Here is a 21,328-nt window from a genome sequence, read left to right on the forward strand (position 1 = left end):
CGTTATGCCCCGTTTTTCAGGCCTTCAAGATACTCCCAACGTTCGAAGGCTTGCTCAAGTTCTTGCTCCGCCTGACTTAAATCGGCCAGAACTTTTTGCGTTTGCTCATGGGGTTGGCTAAAAAAGGCCGCATCCGCAACCTGCGCCTGTAGCGCTTCCAGCTTCGCTTCCAGGTCTTCAAGCTGACCGGGTAACTGCTCCAGCTCGCGCTGCAGTTTATAGCTTAGTTTGCTACTGCCACGTTTTACAATTTCTGCTTTAGGGGCAATAACTTCCTCATTTTTTTTCGCCATCGGCTGTTTCGTCGCCAGATGCTGCTCTTGCTGCGCACGCGCATCATGGTAGCCGCCGATATAACGTCCGATTTTGCCGCCGCCCTCGAAAATCCAGCATTCCGTCACGGTATTATCGACAAATTGCCGATCGTGGCTGACCAGTAGTACCGTGCCCTGATAGCCATCAATTAATTCTTCTAATAGTTCCAGCGTTTCGACGTCAAGATCGTTCGTTGGTTCATCGAGAATTAAAAGATTGCTCGGCTTGAGGAACAGTCGTGCCAGCAGCAGACGGTTACGTTCGCCGCCGGAAAGCGCACGGACGGGTGTCATCGCCCGTTTGGGGTGAAACAGGAAGTCCTGCAAATAGCCCAGTACATGGCGCGGCTTACCGTTTACCATCACCTCTTGCTTGCCTTCCGCAAGGTTATCCATCACGGTTTTTTCCGGATCCAGTTCGGCGCGATGCTGATCGAAGTAGGCGACTTCCAGCTTCGTTCCTACGTGGATGCGCCCGCTGTCAGCCTGAAGCTGTCCCAGCATCAGTTTCAGTAGCGTGGTTTTACCGCAGCCGTTCGGGCCAATTAACGCAATCTTGTCGCCGCGCTGTACCTGAGCGGAGAAATCTTTTACCAGTTGTTTTCCTTCTACCTGGTAATCGACGTTTTCCATCTCAAAAACGATTTTACCGGAGCGCGTCGCCTCTTCGACCTGCATCTTCGCCGTGCCCATCACTTCCCGGCGCTCGCTGCGTTCACGACGCATCGCTTTTAACGCCCGCACGCGCCCTTCATTACGGGTGCGGCGCGCCTTGATACCCTGGCGAATCCAGACTTCTTCCTGCGCCAGTTTGCGATCAAATTCCGCGTTTTGTAATTCTTCTACGCGCAGCGCTTCTTCTTTCTCCAGCAGGTATTGATCGTAATTTCCCGGATAGGTGACCAGTTTGCCACGATCGAGATCGACAATGCGGGTTGCCATATTGCGAATAAACGAACGATCGTGAGAGATAAAAATAATCGTTCCGTTAAAGGTTTTCAGAAACCCTTCCAGCCAGTCGATAGTTTCGATATCCAGATGGTTAGTCGGTTCATCCAGTAACAATACGCGCGGATTGCTGACCAGCGCCCGACCCAGCGCGGCTTTACGCAGCCAGCCGCCGGAGAGCGACGACAGCGCGGCGTTAGGATCGAGTCCAAGCTGCGCCAGCACTTCATTAATACGGTTTTCCAGCTGCCACAGATTATGATGATCGAGCTGTTCCTGTACGCGCGCCATTTCATTGAGGTTTTTCTCGCTGGGATCGGTCATCACCAGACGGGAAATCTCATGATAGCGCTTGAGGTATTCCGCTTGTTCTTCGATACCTTCGGCGACAAAGTCATAGACGCTGCCCGCAATATTACGGGGCGGGTCCTGTTGCAGACGCGCGACGATCAGATCCTGCTCATAAATAATACGCCCATCGTCCAGACCCTGTTCGCGGTTGAGGATCTTCATCAAGGTGGATTTCCCGGCGCCGTTACGCCCCACCAGACAGACGCGTTCGTTATCTTCGATATGCAACTCTGCGTTATCGAGAAGCGGCGCGTCGCTGAACGACAGCCATGCGCCATGCATACTGATTAATGACATTTACTTTTCCTTTCAGGCGGCGCGGATCAGCCAGCAGTTATGAATCTGACGGTTACGGGCAAAATCCGGGGAGAGCGTTTTTTGCGTAATTTCTTGTGCGGTAAGCCCCAGTTCCGCCAGCCCTTCCAGATCCATACGGAATCCGCGCTTATTATTTGAGAACATGATGGTGCCGCCTTTACGCAGCAGGCGTTTTAAATCTTTCATTAACGCGACATGATCGCGCTGAACATCAAACGACTCTTCCATACGTTTTGAGTTAGAGAACGTCGGCGGATCGATAAAGATCAAATCGAACTGTTCATTCGCCTCGCGCAGCCAGCCCAGGCAGTCGGCCTGAATCAGGCGATGCGCGCGGCCGCTCAGTCCGTTCAGACGCAAATTACGTTCGGCCCACTCCAGATAGGTGCGGGACATATCCACCGTTGTGGTGCTGCGCGCGCCGCCCAGACCCGCATGTACGCTGGCGCTGCCGGTATAAGAAAAGAGATTCAGGAAATCTTTGCCTTTGCTCATTTCTCCCAGCATTCTGCGGGCAATACGGTGATCGAGGAACAGACCGGTGTCGAGATAATCCGTCAGATTTACCCATAAGCGCGCATTATATTCGCTGACCTCAAGGAACTCGCCCTTCTCGCTCATTTTCTGATACTGGTTTTTTCCTTTTTGCCGTTCACGGGTTTTTAACACCAGTTTATTCGGCGGAATACCGAGCACTGACAAGGTTGCCGCAATAATATCGAACAGACGTTGCCGCGCTTTTTGCGCATCCACCGTTTTCGGCGGCGCATATTCCTGAATCACCGCCCAGTCGCCGTAACGGTCTACCGCCACGTTATATTCCGGCAGGTCGGCATCATACAAGCGATAGCATTCAATCCCTTCCTGGCGCGCCCATTTCTCCAGCTTTTTAAGATTTTTACGCAGGCGATTAGCGTAATCTTCCGCCACCGTCGCCGGTTTACTGTCCGCCGTGGTTTCCGCAATATGATAGTTTTTCTGCACGCAGTCCAGCGGGCCATTCTTGGCTTTAAACTGTTTGTCGGCACGTAATTGCAGGCTGCCCAGCAGATCGGGCGAAGCGCTGAACAGCGACAGGTTCCAGCCGCCAAACTGATTTTTCATGGTACGGCCCAGCAGGCTGTGCAACGCAATCAGCGCCGGTTCGCTGTCCAGACGTTCGCCGTAAGGCGGGTTACTGATCACCGTACCATACGGGCCTTTCGGCAATGGATTACTCAGTTGCGCCACATCTTTCACTTCAAAGGTGATAAGCTCGCCGATACCGGCGCGACGGGCGTTGCTGCGCGCCCGCTCAATGACGCGCGCATCGCTGTCGGAACCGTAGAAATGAGAGGAATACTCCGCCAGCCCCTTACGCGCCCGGGTCTGCGCTTCGGCTTTCACTTCCTGCCAGATAGTTTCGTCATGCTGTGCCCAGCCGCTAAATCCCCAGTGACCACGGTGCAGGCCCGGCGCGCGATCGGTCGCCCACATCGCGGCCTCAATCAACAGTGTCCCCGAACCACACATAGGGTCGAGCAGCGGCGTACCTGGTTGCCAGCCGGAACGCATAACAATCGCTGCCGCCAGCGTCTCTTTAATTGGCGCCAGCCCGGTGCGATCGCGATAACCGCGCAGGTGCAGGCCATCACCACTGAGATCCAGCGCAATGCTGGCAGTTTCTTTATTCAGCCAGACGTTAATACGGAGGTCCGGCGATTCGCGGTCCACATTTGGACGCGGAAGATTTTTCCGCGTAAACGCATCGACAATCGCGTCTTTAACTTTCATCGCGCCATACTGACTATTACGGATGGTGTCGTTCAGGCCGCTGAAATGCACCGCAAACGTCGCGCCAGGATTAAAAATCTCTGTCCAGTTTATCGCCTGAACGCCGAGGTAAAGATCGAGATCGCTGTAGACCTTGCACTCACCCATCGGCAGGATAATACGCGAGGCCAGGCGGCTCCACATCAGGCTCTGGTAAATAAGCCGCGTGTCGCCCTGAAAATGGACCCCACCCTGAACAACCTGACACCCTACGGCGCCCAGTTTTTCCAGTTCAGTTTTTAACAGCTCTTCCAGCCCGCGGGCCGTACTGGCAAACAGAGAATTCATATTGTCACTTTTACGCTAAGAAAATTGTTGCGCATTATAGCTAATCTCACGCCCATGTCATAAAGTTGAAGGCTTATTTTCATTTGAGGGACTGTACGGTGGCGACGTTATCACGGCTCTTTATTCATCCGGTCAAATCCATGCGCGGCATTGGCCTGACTCATGCGCTGGCAGATATCAGCGGCCTGGCTTTTGATCGCATCTTCATGGTGACCGAGCCTGACGGCACATTTATTACCGCCCGCCAGTTTCCACAAATGGTACGTTTTACCCCCTCTCCCTTACACGACGGCCTTCATTTGACCGCGCCAGACGGCAGTAGCGCGCTGGTTCGCTTTACGGATTTCACCCCGCAGGATGCGCCGACCGAGGTCTGGGGAAACCATTTTACCGCTCGCGTCGCCCCGACGGCGATTAATCAATGGTTGAGCGGCTTTTTCTCCCGCGATGTCCAGTTGCGCTGGGTTGGGCCGCAGTTGACACGCCGGGTCAAACGACATAACGCGGTGCCGCTGGGATTTGCCGATGGCTACCCGTATTTATTGACCAACGAAGCCTCGCTGCGCGATCTGCAACAGCGTTGTCCGGCAGGCGTACAAATGGAACAATTTCGCCCAAACTTAGTGGTTTCCGGCGTAGCGGCCTGGGAGGAAGATAGCTGGAAAGTGCTTCGCATTGGCGATGTGATTTTTGACGTCGTGAAGCCCTGTAGCCGCTGTATTTTTACGACCGTCAGCCCTGAAAAGGGGCAAAAACATCCTTCCGGAGAACCGCTGGCGACACTGCAAGCTTTTCGTACCGCCCTGGACAATGGCGATGTGGATTTCGGTCAGAATCTGATTGCCCGCAATAGCGGCGTCATTCGCGTCGGCGATGAGGTGGAGATTCTGGCGACAGCCCCGGCAAAAGCTTATGGCGCCACAACGGTCGACAACAGCGTTACGCCAGAGAAACACCCGGACGCGAGTGTAACCATCGACTGGCAGGGGCAAACCTTCTGCGGGAATAATCAACAGGTACTACTGGAACAGTTGGAGAATCAGGGGATTCGTATTCCGTATTCTTGCCGGGCTGGTATCTGTGGTTGCTGCCGGATACGTTTGCTGGAAGGCGAAGTAAGTCCGCTGAAAAAATCGGCTATGGGTGACGATGGTACGATTCTGAGCTGTAGCTGCGTGCCTAAGACCGCGTTACGACTGGAAAATTAAACCGCTTGTTCAAGGCTGAAACTGTGACAGTGAACCTGCGGTTTCAGCCTGTCGTTCATAATTTTAATCGCATCGCCAAGCTGCATGGTTCGGCCTGCTATCACCACGCCCGGCTGTGCCAGCAGACACAACGCGGCATTTTCTCCCGGCTCAACGACCAGCAAATTAACCTGTTCCGCCGTATCGCTTAACCAGACGCTTGCGGCATCGCCCGTTCCCGGGGTCCACATTTCGCCATGCGCTACAAAATGCCAGCTTTTCGGCATCTGCGGTTTGAGATAGCGAATCGCCACCAGCGCATTCAATACCAGCTCCGCGCGTTGCTCTTTGGTTAATTCGAAATCCCGGCATTTTTCTTCAAAGGAAAAATAGAGCGCGGCATCATCCACACAAAAACCGGTCGGGCAAAACGCGTCCGGCGTAAGCATTTTACGAGAGAAGCGCGAGCGAAAAAGCATACCATTGGCGAGATCGAGCATCATACGATCGTGCTCTTCATCATAATACCAGCGCCAGTTATCGTCAGGTTTAATTCGCATTACCTCTCTCCCGCTTTTAAGCAACTCGTAACAGCATTGTCCTTTTGCCGCTTCGTTTATTACCCCAATAATAAAAGCCTAAAATGTCTAAATAAGCAACAGTGGAGAAATATAAAACAACCAGCGCCGGAAATAAAGCCCTGGTTGTCTGATAAAGGGTAAAGTTTAGATGTGCGTTACGATTTCTTTAATCAATGGCGGGCCTTTAAAAATAAAGCCGGAATAAATTTGTACCAGCGTAGCTCCTGCCGCTATCTTCTCGCGCGCGGCGATAACTGAGTCAATGCCGCCGACGCCGATAATAGGCAATTGTCCCTTTAACTCCTGGGATAAACGGCGAATAATTTCTGTGCTTTTTAATTGTAATGGCCGGCCACTTAATCCCCCCGTTTGCTGGCAATTTTTCATTCCTTGTACCAGAGAACGATCGAGGGTGGTATTTGTCGCAATCACCCCATCAATATTATGACGAAGCAGGCTATCGGCAACCTGGATCAATTCTTCTTCACAAAGATCCGGCGCGATCTTTACTGCCACCGGCACATATTTATGGTGGATCGCCTGAAGATCGTTTTGCTTATTTTTAATGGCAGTTAACAGATCGTCCAGCGCATCGCCATACTGGAGCGTACGTAGCCCTGGCGTATTCGGCGAAGAAATATTAATGGCGATATAACCCGCATAAGCATAGACTTTTTCCATACAAATCAGGTAGTCATCTTTGCCATTTTCGACAGGCGTATCTTTATTTTTACCGATGTTAATTCCCAGAATACCATCAAAATGGGCTTTTTTAACATTCTCGACCAGGTTATCGACGCCCAGATTATTAAAGCCCATCCGATTGATCAGACCTTCAGCATCCACCAGACGAAAAAGACGCGGCTTATCGTTACCCGGCTGTGGGCGCGGCGTCACGGTGCCGATTTCCAGGGAGCCAAACCCCATCGCGCCTAACGCGTCGATGCACTCCCCGTCTTTATCCAGACCGGCAGCCAGCCCCAGTGGATTTTTAAAGGTAAGTCCCATGCAGGTAACCGGCTTTGTCGGTACTTTCTGGCGCACCAGCGCTTCCAGCGGCGTACCTGTAATGCGGCGTAATTGTTGAAATGTAAATTCATGAGCGCGCTCTGGATCGAGCTGGAAAAGGGCTTTACGAACGAAGGGATAGTACATGAACTCTCCTGGATTCCCGGTGTGCAAACCGGGGGCGTATTATGGGCGATAACAAGGCAAAAGGGAATTGACCTACGGCAATAAATAGCAATCGTTTTCCTTCATTCTCACTTCACGTTTCGCCAGGAAGCGTCATCGTCCGGCAAAAAAATGCCCGGCAGCGCTAACGCTTACCGGGCATGTCTTACCTCTTTATAACGGATACTGTCAGGCTAACGCTTTAGTTATCTTCTCGTACAGATCGCCGGAAAGATTCTCCAGTCCTTTTAACTGCTCCAGCGCCGCACGCATTTTCTCCTGACGCTTATCATCATAACGTTTCAGACGAATCAGCGGTTCAATGAGGCGAGATGCTACCTGCGGGTTACGGCTATTCAGATCGGTCAGCATCTCGACCAGGAACTGGTATCCGCTACCGTCTTGCGCATGGAACGCCGCCGGGTTGCTGCCAGCAAACGCGCCAATTAATGAACGGATGCGGTTCGGGTTGCTCATACTGAAAGAACGGTGTTTGAGCAGGCCGCGTACGGTTTCCAGTACATTTTCCGCCGGGCTTGTGGATTGCAGGATAAACCATTTATCCATCACCAGGCCGTCCTGATGCCACTTATCGTCATACTCCTGCATCAGCGTATCGCGGCACGGCAACTGCGCCGCCACAGCAGCAGACAGGGCCGCCAGCGCATCGGTCATATTATTGGCGTCGCGATACTGTTTGCTGACCAGCGTATTAGCCAGCTCCGTCTCGCCAAACGCCAGGAAGCGCAGGCAAGCATTGCGCAGCGTGCGCTTACCGATATCGCCGTGATCAACACGATACTCATCCAGATGATTGGCGTTATAGATAGCCAGGAACTCATCCGCCAGTTCTGCCGCCAGCGTACGCGTTAGCGCTTCACGAACTTGCGCAATGGCGATCGGGTCAATGACCTCAAACAGCTCCGCAATTTCATTGGCCGAAGGCAGCGTTAAAATTTCTGCGGCCAACGCCGGATCGATTTTCTCATCCAACAGTACTGCGCGGAACGCATCAGCGACATGCACCGGAAGCGATAGCGGTTGCCCCTGCTGATGACGCGCCACATTCAGTTTAATGTATGTGGCCAGCAGGCTTTGCGCCGCATCCCAACGGGAGAAATCATTGCGCGCATGGCGCATCAGGAACGTCAACTGCTGATCGCTCCATTTATATTCCAGCTTCACCGGCGCTGAAAACTCGCACAGCAAGGCCGGAACAGGCTGGAAGTAAACATTATCGAAGGTAAATGTCTGCTCCGCCTGCGTGACGTTCAGCACGGCGTTGACCGGGTGACCGCCTTTTTGCAACGGAATGACGTTGCCTTCGTTATCGTACAGTTCGATGGCGAATGGAATATGCAGCGGCTGCTTCTCCGCCTGATCCGCCGTCGCCGGAGTGCGCTGGCTGATGGTCAACGTGTACTGCTCGGTTTCCGGATTATAATCATCTTTTACCGTTACAATCGGCGTGCCGGACTGACTGTACCAGCGGCGGAAATGGGACAAATCGACATTAGAAGCATCTTCCATCGCCTGTACGAAGTCATCACACGTCGCGGCGCTGCCGTCATGGCGCTCAAAATAAAGCTGCATCCCCTTCTGGAAATTTTCCTCACCCAGCAACGTGTGGATCATGCGAATGACTTCCGCGCCCTTTTCATAAACGGTGAGGGTGTAGAAGTTATTCATTTCGATTACTTTATCCGGGCGGATAGGATGCGCCATCGGGCTGGCGTCTTCCGCGAATTGTAAACCGCGCATGGTACGCACGTTACTGATGCGGTTCACCGCGCGTGACCCCAAATCAGAGCTAAACTCCTGATCGCGGAACACGGTTAGCCCCTCTTTCAGGCTCAACTGGAACCAGTCGCGGCAGGTGACGCGGTTGCCGGTCCAGTTGTGGAAATACTCATGGCCTATCACGCGCTCAATATCGAGATAATCTTTATCCGTCGCGGTATCGGTTCGCGCCAGCACGTATTTGGAGTTAAAGATATTGAGACCTTTATTCTCCATCGCGCCCATATTAAAGAAATCCACCGCGACAATCATATAGATGTCGAGGTCATATTCGAGCCCAAAACGCGCTTCATCCCATTTCATGGAATTTTTCAGCGAGGTCATTGCCCACGGCGCACGATCCAGATTGCCACGGTCAACGTACAGTTCTAATGCGACTTCACGCCCGGAGCGGGTGGTAAAGGTATCGCGCAGCACGTCAAAATCACCGGCCACCAGCGCAAACAGATAACACGGTTTCGGGAACGGATCTTGCCACTGAACCCAGTGACGGCCATTCTCCAGCTCGCCCTGTGCAACACGGTTGCCATTGGAGAGCAGGAACGGATATTTGCTTTTATCGGCAATAATTTTGGTGGTAAATCGCGCCAGTACGTCCGGGCGGTCAAGATACCAGGTAATATGGCGGAAGCCCTCCGCTTCACACTGGGTACAGAGCGCATCGCCTGACTGGTACAATCCTTCCAGCGCCGTATTCGCCGCCGGACTTATCTCGTTGACAATGCGTAACGTAAAACGCTCTGGCAGGTCGCTGATGACAAGCGCGCCCTCTTCTTCTTTATATGCTGTCCACGGCGCATCGTTGACGTGGATAGATACCAGCGTTAAATCTTCCCCATCAAGGCGAAGAGGCGCATCAGGCGCGCCATGACGAACAGCCTGGCTTATTGCGGTGACCACGGTTTTTTCGGCATCGAGGTCAAAGGTCAAGTCAATATCAGTAATCTGGTAATCCGGCGCGCGATAGTCATGGCGGTATTTGGCTTGTGGCTGTTGTGTCATAAAAAACCTTTCGCATCTTTGTGTAGAGTGTCGACTCCAGTCTATTCCTGTTGCGCAAATCGCGCTACGCAGAATGTTCATCTTTTCAGGCACAAACGGCCTATTTGCTACATTTTTATAATATGTACTCATAGTTTTTAAAATCGATAAAGATCGTCCAGGAGCGCTTTAAACAAGGGATGAGCGAGATCGAGATGAAGCTTGATTAACGAACTTTAACGAACTTCACAGACCACTTTTGCCCCATCCATGCCCCACACATAATTTTAGTCAACGCCAGACCCCATCAGCCCTGCAGGGAAAATCGATAACAAACACGCCCGCAGTATGTTCCCCAAAATTTAAAAACAAGTGGTTCATGCCTTGACAGACAAAACCGCCAAAGCAAAAATGTCGCGGTAGGGATACCCGTTACCGGGTACCCCCCGCACAGATCCCGGCGTGCGCTATTCACGCACCGGGCTCCTGCCTTGGGTGTCTGGCGGTGAACCGCTCCACAGGCCATGGATGCAGAACCCGAACCTTCGGCAGCCATACGGCTGCCAGTCTGTTTGCTTTCGTCCATGTCGTATCATCCTGCTGGCTCCTGCGCCTCAGCGCCCGTCGCCAGAGGTCTGTTACGTATATCCTGAACTTCCGCATCATGGGATAGTTGCCCGGGACTGAGTGGTAGTTCAGGTATCCCTGAACCACTCTCCTGAGCCATTTTCCCTGTTCGGGGATTGAGTAATGCCAGCGCTTTCGTAGTCCGTCCTTGATCGCTTTCAGTGTCGCCGTCATCCTGTCCCGGCGTGTCTTTCGTATCAGCATGAACCTGCCACTACGGTCTTTCCCACTGATATGCGTGAACCCGAGGAAGTTGAACGTTTCTGGTTTACCTTTTCCCCTGCTGGCGCGGTTTTCGGCTGCGAAGCGGCCGAACTCCATCAGTCGGGTTTTCTTCGGATGTACCGTGAGTCCGAACTCCTTCAGTCTGCGCTGCATGGCTATACGAAAGCATTGAGCGTCGATTCGCTTGTCGAACCCGATGACTATGTCATCTGCGTATCTGACCATGACCACATTGCCTGTGGCATGGCGGCGTCGCCACTGATGCGCCCACAGATCGAAGACATAGTGGAGGTAGATGTTTGCCAGCAGCGGCGAGATAACCGCACCCTGTGGGGTGCCTTCCTCCGATGCCCGCCATTCTCCTTCCTCTGAGGTCCCGGCTGTGAGCCACTTTCGTATGAGCCTGATTACCCTCTGGTCGCCGATTCTGTGTTCTATGAACCTGATTAGCCATTCATGGCTTACCTTGTCGAAGAACTGACTAATATCGGCATCCAGTACCCAGTTTACATTGGTCCGAACCAGCCCTGTGGCCAGTGCGTCCAGCGCATTGTGCTGGCTTCGCCCGGGTCTGAACCCGTATGAAAACCCCATAAAGTCATTTTCGTAGACTGCATTCAGGATCTTAACCAGCGCATACTGGACGATTTTGTCCTCCAGTGAGGCGATGCCGAGCGGGCGCTGTTTTCCATCCGCTTTCGGGATGTAGTGCCGCCTGCCGGGCTGAGCCCTGTAACTACCCTGATGAAGCCTCCGGTGCAGATCTGCTATGTTGACCTTCAGGTTTTCGGCGTAGTCCTTCCACCTGACACCATCAACTCCGGCAGCCGCTTTCCTGCTCAGGGAGAGGAATGCGTTCTCCAGTGCCTCTGCTGTCAGGAGGTGGAACAATGCGGTAAACCGTTCTTTCTTCCGCTGCTTCGCAGCTTCCCGCACGCGTGACAGCCTCTGTGACATACTTTCCCGGCTCTGCGTCCGGCGCATGTGTGGCTGTTCCGCGTTTCCCTTGGCCCCGCTCCTTCGCTCCACTGACTCCGCTCCTTGCGGATTGTTCGCCAGATTCGCAGCTACTATGAGCGAGTCCGACTTCTCCTCTCCGTACATCACCGGCTTCGGCTCCTCGCCTTCCCGGTGCGGGCCATCTCCGGCACTGGCAGATGGTCAGAGGGGAGATCTCCCGGTTCCCGCGTAAAGATCGTATTGACATGCCAGGGTCTCAGACCCCGCCGGGTCCATATGGCACTCGCAGTAACGCACCCTATGATGTTGCCTTCCGTAAACAGTACAACGTCGGCACCCGGGAATTTAATATACATTTCGTGGCTCAATGGCTGGCCTGTCAACACCCCTGTCAACGCTTCGCCCCATACCTCACGGTATACAACGCATGACTCGGGGACCCTGTGGATTGCTGGTCCTTCAATGGTCGGGGACTTTCACCCCTTGATCTTTACCGGTCTCCCGGCGCACACTGTATATACAAACAGTTATTAGCGAAACACGTATGTTCGTAGAACTGGTTTATGACAAGCGTAATGTTGAAGGACTCGAAGGGGCCAGCGAGATCATTCTGGCCGAACTGACGAAGCAGGTGCACCAGATTTTCCCTGATGCCGAAGTGAGGGTGAAGCCGATGCAGGCAAACTGCTTGAATAGTGATACCAACAAAAGCGATCGCGAAAATTTGAACAGATAGCTTATTAAAAATAGATTTATCTTAAACCACGTCATTTACATTTAGCCACCTCCCCAAAATCCGGATTCAGCTTAAGAAAAATGCGACAATACAATAAAAACATATCATATAAGCCCCCTCAACAAATGTAATTTTAAGGCCAACAAACACCTCTAACTTATTCACTTTCAATTAATTTCATAAATAATAATTAACAACAAAAGAATTGTATTAATATCCACACTGTAGTATATAATTACATTAACAAAATTACTATTCGGCGAGTATATTATGTTAAGACACATTCAAAATAGTTTAGGCAGCGTTTACAGAAGTAATACAGCAACTCCTCAGGGTCAGATTATTCACCATCGTAACTTTCAAAGCCAGTTTGATACCACAGGCAACACCCTCTACAATAATTGCTGGGTTTGCTCATTAAATGTTATCAAATCCAGAGATGGCAATAATTATAGTGCATTAGATGACATCACTTCTGATAATCAAGCGTTTAATAATATATTAGAGGGTATTGATATAATAGAATGTGAGAATTTATTAAAAGAAATGAATGTGCAAAAAATACCTGAATCCTCTCTTTTTACAAACATTAAAGAAGCTTTACAGGCAGAAGTTTTCAATAGTACTGTAGAAGATGACTTTGAGAGTTTTATTTCTTACGAATTACAAAACCATGGACCACTGATGTTGATCAGGCCTTCACTTGGCTCGGAATGTCTACATGCAGAGTGCATTGTAGGCTATGATAGTGAAGTGAAAAAAGTATTAATTTATGATTCAATGAATACCTCACCTGAATGGCAATCAAATATTGATGTCTATGACAAGCTTACCTTAGCATTCAATGATAAATATAAAAATGAAGATTGCAGTATTTGTGGTCTTTACTATGACGGTGTTTATGAGCCAAAACCTTTACACTCCTCCTCCTGGAAAGACTGGTGTACCATTTTATGATAGTTAACCTTTACCAAGATAATTATTCAGGCTACCGCCAACATGGGGTGTCGGGGGTCGGAGGTTCAAATCCTCTCGTGCCGACCAAAATTCCCCTTAAAAACCAGCCTGTCAGGGCTGTTTTTTTTATGGCTCAATTTCCTACGGGGAAGCTATGGGGTGAAACTGGGGAATAAAGCCGTCGAGATTCGACGCAATTTGCGATTGATTCATCAGTTTGCTCACTGCTCAGTTTCGGAATTCATCAATACACAAATTTTCATTTCGAATTACTGTATAAATTCCCTGTAAATCATTACCGGAGCGCGCCACATTTTCCCCCTGCCCTATACTTTCAGCCTGACGACTGGAGGTTTCATATGTGTGGACGCTTTGCACAAGCACAGACCCGTGAAGAATATCTGGCATATCTGGCCGACGAAGCCGATCGTAATATTGCTTATGACCCTCAGCCTATAGGCCGGTATAACGTGGCGCCCGGGACTAAAGTCCTGCTATTGAGCGAACGCGACGAGCAATTACATCTCGACCCGGTGATTTGGGGTTACGCTCCCGGATGGTGGGATAAAGCTCCACTTATTAACGCCCGTGTCGCGACAGCGGCCTCCAGCAGAATGTTTAAGCCACTATGGCAGCATGGCCGGGCTATCTGTTTTGCCGATAGATGGTTCGAGTGGAAGAAGGAAGGCGACAAAAAACAGCCGTATTTCATTCACAGAAAGGACGGGAAGCCGATATTCATGGCTGCCATTGGCAGTACGCCGTTTGAGCGCGGTGATGAAGCAGAGGGATTTCTGATTGTTACCTCCGCAGCTGATAAAGGTCTGGTAGACATTCACGATCGTCGCCCGCTGGCACTGACACCGGAAACTGCTCGGGTATGGATGCGCCAGTTCCTGGAACCACATTCTAAGTCAATAACATACCGCGTCATACCTGCGCTCACACGTCCCATGATGCGAAAAGATACCAATCCATGCCAATAGTTAAAAACGGATGACTGTCCCGAATCCGTCCCACCTGCCCTATCCCACAAACCGGCGTTCAGATGCTCATCAAGAAAACCACCTCACCCTCATAACTCAGTAAGCGTCCCGTTTCGGACGTAGCGTAAGGATTATTTTACGGTTTCGAGGTTCCAGGGCAGCAGTTCGTGCACCCGGTTCGATGACCAGTCGCTGATTTTCCACAGCACGTCGCGTAACCATGCCTCGGACTCCACGTCGTTTAGTTTGCACGTACCCAGCAGGCTATAGATGATCGCCGCTGCCTCGCCGCTCCTGTCTGAGCCGAAGAACAGATAGTTACGTCGGCCCAGCGCCACGCACCGTAAGGCGTTTTCACAGATGTTGTTGTCGATCTCCACCCGACCGTCGCTGCAGAGGACACGCTCAACGCATCACACTGCTTCAGCATGTAACCGAACTCCTTCGCCATCTCCGCATGCACCGACAACGTTTTCAACTGCGCCTGTATCCAGTCGTACAGCGACTGGCTTTTCTCTTTCCTGACCGACAGCCGTGTTTGCGCCGGGCTGTGGACTCTGTCATCTGTGATAGTGTCCATCAAAATTTAAGTGGACACTATCATCGCCGGATTGACAGGGTTCTGACAGACGTCCTCCACGGTGCGCTTACATTTTACCTATTAAGGAATATTTTTGCTTTTTAAAGGTATTAAACCATCTCGGTGATGTAACAAAAACTTTCCCTGCCATAGATTCTGATTCTAATTCTCGTGGTAATGCTTCATAGGCATTAGCTGCTATACTTGAATTACTAAAATCAGTATAATAAATAAGTTTCCTTCTTGTTGCCATTCTATATTTACACACCCATTCATCTGCTGAAAGAATTAATGGGCCATTCAGATTACTCATACCTCTATTTTCAAACTGATGGGCTGAAACATCAAACACATAGTCTTTTCCTTCTTTATTTCCAACCACTGCAAAATGATTTGTTGGTATTTCATCTGTTGGTTTATCCCAGATAAATATACCTCGATAACGAATATTATCGAACCCTTTTTCATTCATAAAATTGCTTACAGGAGTCATTAATGACTCACACTGCCCTACCGGATTCATTATTTTATTGTTTATAATTGGATTCTGTTTCAATTCCTCCAGATAGGCCGCAGCATCAATATCACTGGTTAGGTTGTAAGTTATATCTGTGCGTTCCACTCCCGGTTCTGTTGCCATGGTTAAGTGATGTGTTTCACTGTACCCCTGGCAATTTACGGTATAGTTCCCGGCATCATCAAGGGTGACTGACAATATCTCCTGACTGTCTTCATCCAGAATACAGAAGTAATTTTCCCCGTGCTGGCCGGAATGAATGCTTTCCTCCCATCCGGCATACGCGAGCGTCCTGAGCAGTTCAAATCTGCTGACCACATCCTCCCGCGTCGTTCCGGCCGGCGGGTGACAAATCGTCCAGATGCACTCCAGCGCTTCAGTCTGGTGCGTTGAGCAAAAAAATTCCTTCATTTTTTCCCAGGAACTCATTTCAGGGGGGGTATCAGACCAGGCAATACGATAAATGCGGCGATTACTGATGGTGGCGGGAAGACATCCGCTTCCAATATGAAAGGGCATAACAAAAAACCTTTATAAATTTACATATAGTATCTGTCCGGCAGACATCATCTCTTCCTGGTCTTAATTTCACAATAAGGTTATCGGCGGATTCATGGCCGTCCTGACATGGCGGGCTTCAGAAGGTGCAGAAGAAAAATCCGTTATGATGACCGGATGGCGGGACTGTCATTTTACAGCTAAAGTGTCGATTTTTTCAGGGGCGCTTTCTACGATTACCAGATCATCTGGCATCAGCGCCCGGGCGTTCAATTTTGGCGGGCAGAAGTCACCCGGCAGAAATTACTTAACGATGCAGATAATGCCATTAAGGACTGGCGCACAGAATTAACGTTGGGAATTATCAGTGATGAAAATAAAGCAGCTTTGATTCTGTGGATAAATTATATCAATGTTCTTAAATCGCTGGACTTAGCAGGTATTTCAGACGAGGACACCTTCACAGCAATCAGGTGGCCTTCATTACCACAGGAGTGATTTACTGGCTATCGATATTCCTGCTCATCATTTTTTAGGTCATCTGCACGCATTCATTCTGGTATGAGTCGAAATATTGCAAAAAATATTAAGGATTATTATTTTCTCTTTAAGTAAATTTACGCTCAATAAACTTAATTGTTTATTCAATGATGATGAAGTGTGAGCTATGCTGGAAATGAAGGAAGTCAATAGTAAGGATAATCTGATTATTCACGGGTGATATTATGAGACATCGTATATTTTTCCCATTACTTCTGGTGTTGTCGGCTACAGCCTTTTCGGCATCGGCGATGGCTGCCAGTGATTCAAAACCACCACCAGATAATACAAAACACTCTTCCAGTGGCTGGCCGCCAATACCTGCCCCATTTATTCGCCCGCCATGGTGTGACAAGTGGCCACCAGATATTCTGAAGCCACCGGATTGGTGCCAGATTTGTGGTTGTTAATTTTTTACATAAAACTATAACAACCATATCAGGACTGATGGTATATCTGGCCATTAAGTTTCATCAGTTCCTACTGAACTGAATATTACTTCAGGCTGGCGAGTTTCATTAACGTCAGCCTGATTTTTCACAACATAATATTACTGGCTTACAGGCCCATGCCTCCTGAGAAACCAGCCAGCCAGTAGTTATTACTGTGGTAATGCAGGCCACCTGATTGCTGTGAAGGTGGCCTCATCTTTCACATCGCTCAAATCCAGCATTTTCAGCGCCCTGATATAGACCATCCATTTAGTCAGGCTTGCCCTATCATCGTCGCTGATATCCCCCAACGCCAGTTCGGTTCGCCAGTCGACAATGGTGCTGTTAGCATCGGTAAGTAGCTTCTGACGTGTGGTTTCGGCTTTTGCATGATAATCAACGGGAACAGCGACAACAGCGCCGTTCGAATATTTCCAGTCGCCATAGATATTAAATCCTGCAGGTAACTTGTTAACCTCAACAACTGAAAAACCAGCCGGATAAAGACGAGAGACATCTTCTGATACGGAACGGATTATATTTTCGGAGTCAATACACAACTTATATTTTTTCGTGAATTTACTCAGCGACTCATAAAAATCCTGACCATCTTCACTACGAAAATACAGAAAGTTGTTATCATAATCCGGGTCATCAGGAGTGTATCTGGTTACGTTTTTTAATTCCATTATAGTTTCCTTAATCATCCATTAATTGTACGCCAGCCATTACCCACCCACATTTGCAACGGTCGATACGCAAATGTCACACCGTATGCTGTTGTTGGGTCATGTCTGGCTTGTGTTAAAAAGCAACCAGCAGGCGCTTCTGCAGGTCCATATTCATCTACTTTGCCCGGCCATACTGGGGCGCCACGCTGGATATTCTGGACATAACGATTATCTGATTCGCCTTTTGTATATACGTTTACTGATGTTAAATAACGGGCGTCGAAATTTCCGTAATTATCCGGAATAACTTGTCCATTAACAACAAACTGAATACTGCCATCGGTATTACGCTGGCTGTATAAATGCCATCCCTGGTCGTCATCCAGCTCAATAACTGTTGGTCGATTTCCGTCACCCCACAAATTAAATTGAGCATTCAGCACGGAGTTATTTGAGCTAGTCATGGTCATTCGTTTGGCATTGCCTGCGCGAATGGCCCCCAGAACCTGCATTTCACCGGGAGCGACACGAACGGTGTGCTGGCTATTCGCAAACGTATCCAGTATCCCGTCGCCATTCTGTTTAAACCCGGTATCGTTATCGCCAAATACAATTGAGCTTCCACCTAGCACATTATCAGTACCAATGCCTAACGCACCGTTTAGCCGTCCTCCATTAACTGACAGTGCCTCAACGTCACCGGCTGTGGGTTTCATCATGCTGTTATACAGCGTATATGTCTGACCGTTCGTAGCGTTGGCAGGTTTTGTTTCTGAATATTCAGGAGCGTTATATAGTGTGACATTTGCATTACCGGTATAATCGTACTGTGCAATTAACCAATACGCATACTGGTTGATCCTGACATAAATGTCGTAATTGTCGCCTGATGTGTTAATCCAGGCGCACTCAAGAACACCGTTAGGTGAGCGTTTCCATAATGTGGCAGTAATTCCGACAGGCGAACCATTACCGGCGCGCAGCACCAGTTCACTGATAGTTGATTGCTCAAATGAACCAACGTTAAACCCCGACCCGCCATACAATTTAATCACCGCAGTAGATGTGGACTGCGGCATGAAAACAGTGGCAATTTTGAACCATCCCGATTCACCAAGTGTAATGGTAGTCGACGTTACCGCGCTGATAGTTCTCGCAAATTGTTTTTTGTCCGGAATATCGCCGCCGTTCTGTGATTTTTGTAACGCATCGGCGGCGTGATTTATCGTTTCCCGTAAACCAACGTATTCGATAAGACCTTCAATGCTTTTTCCTGACAGCGCCGTCAGTGTATCGTCCAGCGGCTGCTTGCCCGCCAGTTTATTCAGTACAGTGGTGGCAAAGTTCGGATCGTTACCCAGCGCGTCCGCCAGTTCCTGCAGCGTATCCAGCGACTCAGGTACGGAACCGACCAGTGCAGCAATCAGTTTACGAACAAACTCAGCGTTTGCAGTCTGAAGTCCCTTAGCGTCATCTGGCGGCGTCGGTGTGGTCGGCGTTCCAGTGAATACCGGACTGTCCAGCGGCGCTTTGGTCTGTACCTCGTCCATGACAGCATGGACCGCCTTTGGCGTGGCTGCCAGCGCTTCGCTGTCACTGTCCGTGGCGCTGCTTAACTTAACGATACCTTTTTTCGTCAGGCTGGCATCTTCCAGGGAAATCACGTCCGCGATATCTTCTGCCCGTTTTGCGGCATCTTCTGCTCTGGTGGCTGCTGCTCCGGCAGCAGTACTGCTTTGCGCCGCCAGTGATGCGCTGGTATCAGATGCGGCGGCGTGAGTGGATGCCTCCGATGCTGATGACGAGGCGGCTGTTGTGCTGGCCGCTGCTGTACTTGCTGACGTTGCTGCATTTGTCTCAGATGTTTTCGCTGCGGCTGCCGATGCGGCTGCCGCCTTTTCCGACGCTGCCGCCGCAGTGGCTGACGCACCTGCATCACCGGCACTGGAAGCCGCCTGCGTTTCTGACGTCTTCGCGGCGGTTTCGGATGCTCCGGCGCGCTCTGCTGATGTCTGCGCCGCCGTCGCGCTGGCGGCTGCGGCAGCAGCTGAATCTCCGGCGGCAGTACGGGAGGCATCTGCATTCGCTTCAGATGTTTTCGCTGCGGCTGCCGATGCGGCTGCTGCCGTTCTGGCTGTGTCAGCCGACGCCGCGCTGGCTGATGCCTCCCCGGCTTTTGTGGTCGCCGTACCTGCGCTGCTCTCCGCAGATGCTGCGGATGAGGCTGCCTGTGTGGCTGATGCTTCTGCCGCTCCGGCTGCATTCACTGCTGCCGTGGCGCTTTCCGATGCCTGACCTGCTGATGTCTGCGCCTGTTCAGATGCCTGCCCTGCGGCGGTGGCATTCCGCGATGCCTCCGATGCCTGGCGGGCAACTTCTTCCACCATCGCCTCAAAACGCCGCAGCGCCTCCGGGCGGACGTCGTCTTCCGTCATGGCCCCCAGAAAATCATTCAGGGTGCCCGGCTTTGAATCATCGTAAACCGTAATAACTCCGGCATGTGACGGGGGATACCCTTCCACCAGGAGCGTGACAGTGTACTGCCCCTGCTCCACATCCATGCTGTAGCGCCCGGCGTCATCCGGATTTTCCGATGCCACCGTATTCACGACCACCGTCGTACTGGTCCGGCAGGCCTTCAGCTGAATGGTGCAGTTCTGTACCGGCGTTCCCGTACCATCTTTCAGTACGCCGGAAATAAGTACTGGCATATTACCTCCATAAAAAAGCCCGCCCGCAGGCAGGCTTCAGATTCATTCACATCTCAGCACTGATTATCCGGGTCACGTAAATATGCCGGCAGAGAACACTGGACGCTCCGCGTGATTTTTTTTCCCTTTGCCTCGCGGTGCTGTTTCTGCCCACGGTCGGTGCCGGTATAAATCCGGGTCTGGTTTTCAATATTGCTGTTGCCGCTTCCTCTTCCGTTATCGGCAACGGCAGCAGTGGAGAATAAAACGGACAGGGAAACCCCTGCCGCCAGCGAAATTAAGCGCGACATAGTCATATCTGTTCCTTGTTAAACGAAAGGGACCGGAAATCCGGTCAGTTTGTGAAGTTGTTCCCCGACCGGGAAACCATCACCAGCGGCCAGACGGAAGCAGACGTGGTGTACTGCCCACGAACCCTCAGAGAGACGCTGATATCCACGACAGGTGAAGTGGTGTAGACCGAAAAGACGACGGTCTGATACATGGCCGGAATACCTGCGGTATACGGCATAACCTCCGCCGTTTTCACCTGGCCGTTAATATTTATCGTGACGGTGATGGCACCGGAGCCACCATTACGCTCACAGTTAGCCATCACCGTGATGGTTTTCCCAATCTGATAGGTGGCGCTGTCGGTATACCGTGTTGAGGTGCTGCGTTCGTCGTTCGTCGCCCTGATGCTCACGCCCTGCATGACTTTTGAGCCGCAGATATCACCGACAAACTCTCTTGCTTCTATCACGCCAGAAAACTTACCGGAGGTGGCATTGATTTCTCCCGTAAACGAGCCAGATACAGCGTTGATATGGCCGCTGATATCCGCATTTTTCGCAGTCAGCTTTCCATCCGGCGTCAGGGAAAATGCCGGAGGATTCCCGCCACTGGTAATGGTCGGCGCGCTCAGGTATTTCAGGAATACCTCGTTCATGATTATCTGGTCGCCCTGCATAACGAATCCGGGCGTCTCGTTTCCGTTTGCCGGGTTAATATAAGCAATGCGATCCGCCGCCACCAGGAACTGGCTTATCTTCCCGTCAGGCGTGTCTTCCATGCTCAGACCAAGTCCGGCCACATAATATTTGCCGTCTTTGGTCTGCTCTATTTTGACGCCCCACATGGCGTTCCATTTATCGTTA

At 50.8% G+C, this 21,328-nt stretch carries 16 protein-coding genes and 4 pseudogenes; 7 read left to right on the plus strand and 13 right to left on the minus strand.

The genetic code is table 11. From position 1 onward, the window contains the following. Positions 1-2: 2 nt before the first annotated feature. Positions 3-1,910 (minus strand): ABC transporter ATP-binding protein, encoded by a 1,908-nt coding sequence (locus QEN31_RS14270; RefSeq protein ID WP_000053044.1) that lies wholly within the window; start codon positions 1,908-1,910, stop codon positions 3-5. A 12-nt stretch (positions 1,911-1,922) separates the two neighbouring features. Then, positions 1,923-4,031: a bifunctional 23S rRNA (guanine(2069)-N(7))-methyltransferase RlmK/23S rRNA (guanine(2445)-N(2))-methyltransferase RlmL gene (gene rlmKL, locus QEN31_RS14275; protein ID WP_001086485.1), complete on the minus strand. Its 2,109-nt coding sequence runs from the start codon at positions 4,029-4,031 to the stop codon at positions 1,923-1,925. A 98-nt stretch (positions 4,032-4,129) separates the two neighbouring features. On the opposite strand from rlmKL, the gene QEN31_RS14280 reads away from it, so the two are divergent. Continuing rightward, entirely contained in the window at positions 4,130-5,239 is a 1,110-nt protein-coding gene (locus QEN31_RS14280) for a YcbX family protein (protein ID WP_000224069.1), read from the plus strand. Here QEN31_RS14280 and zapC read toward each other — a convergent pair. The 4 genes from zapC to ltrA all read right to left on the minus strand — a co-directional run bounded on the left by zapC (position 5,236) and on the right by ltrA (position 11,712). Then, a complete protein-coding gene (gene zapC / locus QEN31_RS14285) occupies positions 5,236-5,778 on the minus strand; it encodes a cell division protein ZapC (RefSeq protein WP_001220671.1) in 543 nt (180 codons plus the stop codon). The genes QEN31_RS14280 and zapC overlap by 4 nt on opposite strands. Before the next feature lie 165 nt (positions 5,779-5,943). Continuing rightward, positions 5,944-6,954, minus strand: coding sequence for a quinone-dependent dihydroorotate dehydrogenase (gene pyrD, locus QEN31_RS14290; protein ID WP_000291723.1), 1,011 nt, complete (start codon positions 6,952-6,954; stop codon positions 5,944-5,946). A 207-nt stretch (positions 6,955-7,161) separates the two neighbouring features. Continuing rightward, a complete protein-coding gene (gene pepN, locus QEN31_RS14295; RefSeq protein ID WP_000193784.1) occupies positions 7,162-9,774 on the minus strand; it encodes an aminopeptidase N in 2,613 nt (870 codons plus the stop codon). Between the two features lie 450 nt (positions 9,775-10,224). After that, the gene (ltrA, locus tag QEN31_RS14300; RefSeq protein WP_023332914.1) at positions 10,225-11,712 is read right to left on the minus strand and encodes a group II intron reverse transcriptase/maturase; all 1,488 of its coding nucleotides are present in this window, start codon (positions 11,710-11,712) and stop codon (positions 10,225-10,227) included. Positions 11,713-12,109: 397 nt separating this feature from the next. Between ltrA and QEN31_RS14305 the strand changes: the two genes are divergently transcribed. The 4 genes and pseudogenes from QEN31_RS14305 to QEN31_RS14320 all read left to right on the plus strand — a co-directional run bounded on the left by QEN31_RS14305 (position 12,110) and on the right by QEN31_RS14320 (position 14,244). Beyond that, entirely contained in the window at positions 12,110-12,301 is a 192-nt protein-coding gene (locus QEN31_RS14305; RefSeq protein ID WP_000497441.1) for a DinI-like family protein, read from the plus strand. Between the two features lie 270 nt (positions 12,302-12,571). Next, positions 12,572-13,258, plus strand: coding sequence for a virulence effector protease GtgE (gtgE, locus tag QEN31_RS14310; RefSeq protein WP_023233086.1), 687 nt, complete (start codon positions 12,572-12,574; stop codon positions 13,256-13,258). Next, positions 13,243-13,549, plus strand: a pseudogene (locus tag QEN31_RS14315) (hypothetical protein). Before gtgE ends, QEN31_RS14315 begins: the two are co-directional and overlap by 16 nt. Before the next feature lie 68 nt (positions 13,550-13,617). Continuing rightward, a complete protein-coding gene (locus QEN31_RS14320) occupies positions 13,618-14,244 on the plus strand; it encodes an SOS response-associated peptidase (protein WP_000334547.1) in 627 nt (208 codons plus the stop codon). Positions 14,245-14,375: 131 nt separating this feature from the next. Here the strand turns inward: QEN31_RS14320 and QEN31_RS14325 are convergent. Together QEN31_RS14325 and sseI are read right to left on the minus strand one after the other, a co-directional pair. Continuing rightward, positions 14,376-14,794: pseudogene (locus tag QEN31_RS14325) on the minus strand (IS66 family transposase); the annotation flags it as partial. 97 nt (positions 14,795-14,891) lie between these two features. Further along, the gene (sseI, locus tag QEN31_RS14330; protein WP_064239856.1) at positions 14,892-15,860 is read right to left on the minus strand and encodes an SPI-2 type III secretion system effector SseI; all 969 of its coding nucleotides are present in this window, start codon (positions 15,858-15,860) and stop codon (positions 14,892-14,894) included. A 258-nt stretch (positions 15,861-16,118) separates the two neighbouring features. On the opposite strand from sseI, the pseudogene QEN31_RS14335 reads away from it, so the two are divergent. After that, a pseudogene (locus QEN31_RS14335) lies at positions 16,119-16,337 on the plus strand (tail fiber assembly protein); the annotation flags it as partial. Between the two features lie 42 nt (positions 16,338-16,379). Here the strand turns inward: QEN31_RS14335 and QEN31_RS14340 are convergent. Beyond that, positions 16,380-16,529, minus strand: a pseudogene (locus QEN31_RS14340) (hypothetical protein); the annotation flags it as partial. Between the two features lie 101 nt (positions 16,530-16,630). Between QEN31_RS14340 and QEN31_RS25425 the strand changes: the two are divergent. Then, positions 16,631-16,789, plus strand: coding sequence for a hypothetical protein (locus QEN31_RS25425; RefSeq protein ID WP_367281494.1), 159 nt, complete (start codon positions 16,631-16,633; stop codon positions 16,787-16,789). Positions 16,790-16,980: 191 nt separating this feature from the next. On the opposite strand, the gene QEN31_RS14350 is transcribed toward QEN31_RS25425, so the two are convergent. The 4 genes from QEN31_RS14350 to QEN31_RS14365 are packed head-to-tail and all read right to left on the minus strand — an operon-like array spanning position 16,981 to position 21,309. Further along, complete coding sequence (locus QEN31_RS14350; RefSeq protein WP_000421115.1) at positions 16,981-17,499, minus strand: tail fiber assembly protein; 519 nt, start codon at positions 17,497-17,499, stop codon at positions 16,981-16,983. A gap of 14 nt (positions 17,500-17,513) precedes the next feature. Further along, entirely contained in the window at positions 17,514-20,192 is a 2,679-nt protein-coding gene (locus QEN31_RS14355; RefSeq protein WP_099949683.1) for a prophage tail fiber N-terminal domain-containing protein, read from the minus strand. A gap of 53 nt (positions 20,193-20,245) precedes the next feature. Then, complete coding sequence (locus tag QEN31_RS14360) at positions 20,246-20,488, minus strand: hypothetical protein (RefSeq protein WP_024792761.1); 243 nt, start codon at positions 20,486-20,488, stop codon at positions 20,246-20,248. Between the two features lie 38 nt (positions 20,489-20,526). Then, a complete protein-coding gene (locus tag QEN31_RS14365; protein ID WP_234369202.1) occupies positions 20,527-21,309 on the minus strand; it encodes a phage tail tip fiber protein in 783 nt (260 codons plus the stop codon). Positions 21,310-21,328: the final 19 nt, after the last annotated feature.

The sequence above is a fragment of the Salmonella sp. SA15303 genome, assembly GCF_029962125.1.
Classification (GTDB): Bacteria; Pseudomonadota; Gammaproteobacteria; order Enterobacterales; family Enterobacteriaceae; genus Salmonella; species Salmonella enterica.

Bases quoted from the DNA above. Each gene is read 5' to 3' on its own strand.
- QEN31_RS14270 (WP_000053044.1), bottom strand. From the start codon at position 1,910: ATGTCATTAATCAGTATGCATGGCGCATGGCTGTCGTTCAGCGACGCG.
- rlmKL (WP_001086485.1), bottom strand. From the start codon at position 4,031: ATGAATTCTCTGTTTGCCAGTACGGCCCGCGGGCTGGAAGAGCTGTTA.
- zapC (WP_001220671.1), bottom strand. From the start codon at position 5,778: ATGCGAATTAAACCTGACGATAACTGGCGCTGGTATTATGATGAAGAG.
- pyrD (WP_000291723.1), bottom strand. From the start codon at position 6,954: ATGTACTATCCCTTCGTTCGTAAAGCCCTTTTCCAGCTCGATCCAGAG.
- pepN (WP_000193784.1), bottom strand. From the start codon at position 9,774: ATGACACAACAGCCACAAGCCAAATACCGCCATGACTATCGCGCGCCG.
- QEN31_RS14305 (WP_000497441.1), top strand. From the start codon at position 12,110: ATGTTCGTAGAACTGGTTTATGACAAGCGTAATGTTGAAGGACTCGAA.
- gtgE (WP_023233086.1), top strand. From the start codon at position 12,572: ATGTTAAGACACATTCAAAATAGTTTAGGCAGCGTTTACAGAAGTAAT.
- QEN31_RS14320 (WP_000334547.1), top strand. From the start codon at position 13,618: ATGTGTGGACGCTTTGCACAAGCACAGACCCGTGAAGAATATCTGGCA.
- sseI (WP_064239856.1), bottom strand. From the start codon at position 15,860: ATGCCCTTTCATATTGGAAGCGGATGTCTTCCCGCCACCATCAGTAAT.
- QEN31_RS25425 (WP_367281494.1), top strand. From the start codon at position 16,631: ATGGCTGCCAGTGATTCAAAACCACCACCAGATAATACAAAACACTCT.
- QEN31_RS14350 (WP_000421115.1), bottom strand. From the start codon at position 17,499: ATGGAATTAAAAAACGTAACCAGATACACTCCTGATGACCCGGATTAT.
- QEN31_RS14355 (WP_099949683.1), bottom strand. From the start codon at position 20,192: ATGCCAGTACTTATTTCCGGCGTACTGAAAGATGGTACGGGAACGCCG.
- QEN31_RS14360 (WP_024792761.1), bottom strand. From the start codon at position 20,488: ATGACTATGTCGCGCTTAATTTCGCTGGCGGCAGGGGTTTCCCTGTCC.
- QEN31_RS14365 (WP_234369202.1), bottom strand. From the start codon at position 21,309: ATGTGGGGCGTCAAAATAGAGCAGACCAAAGACGGCAAATATTATGTG.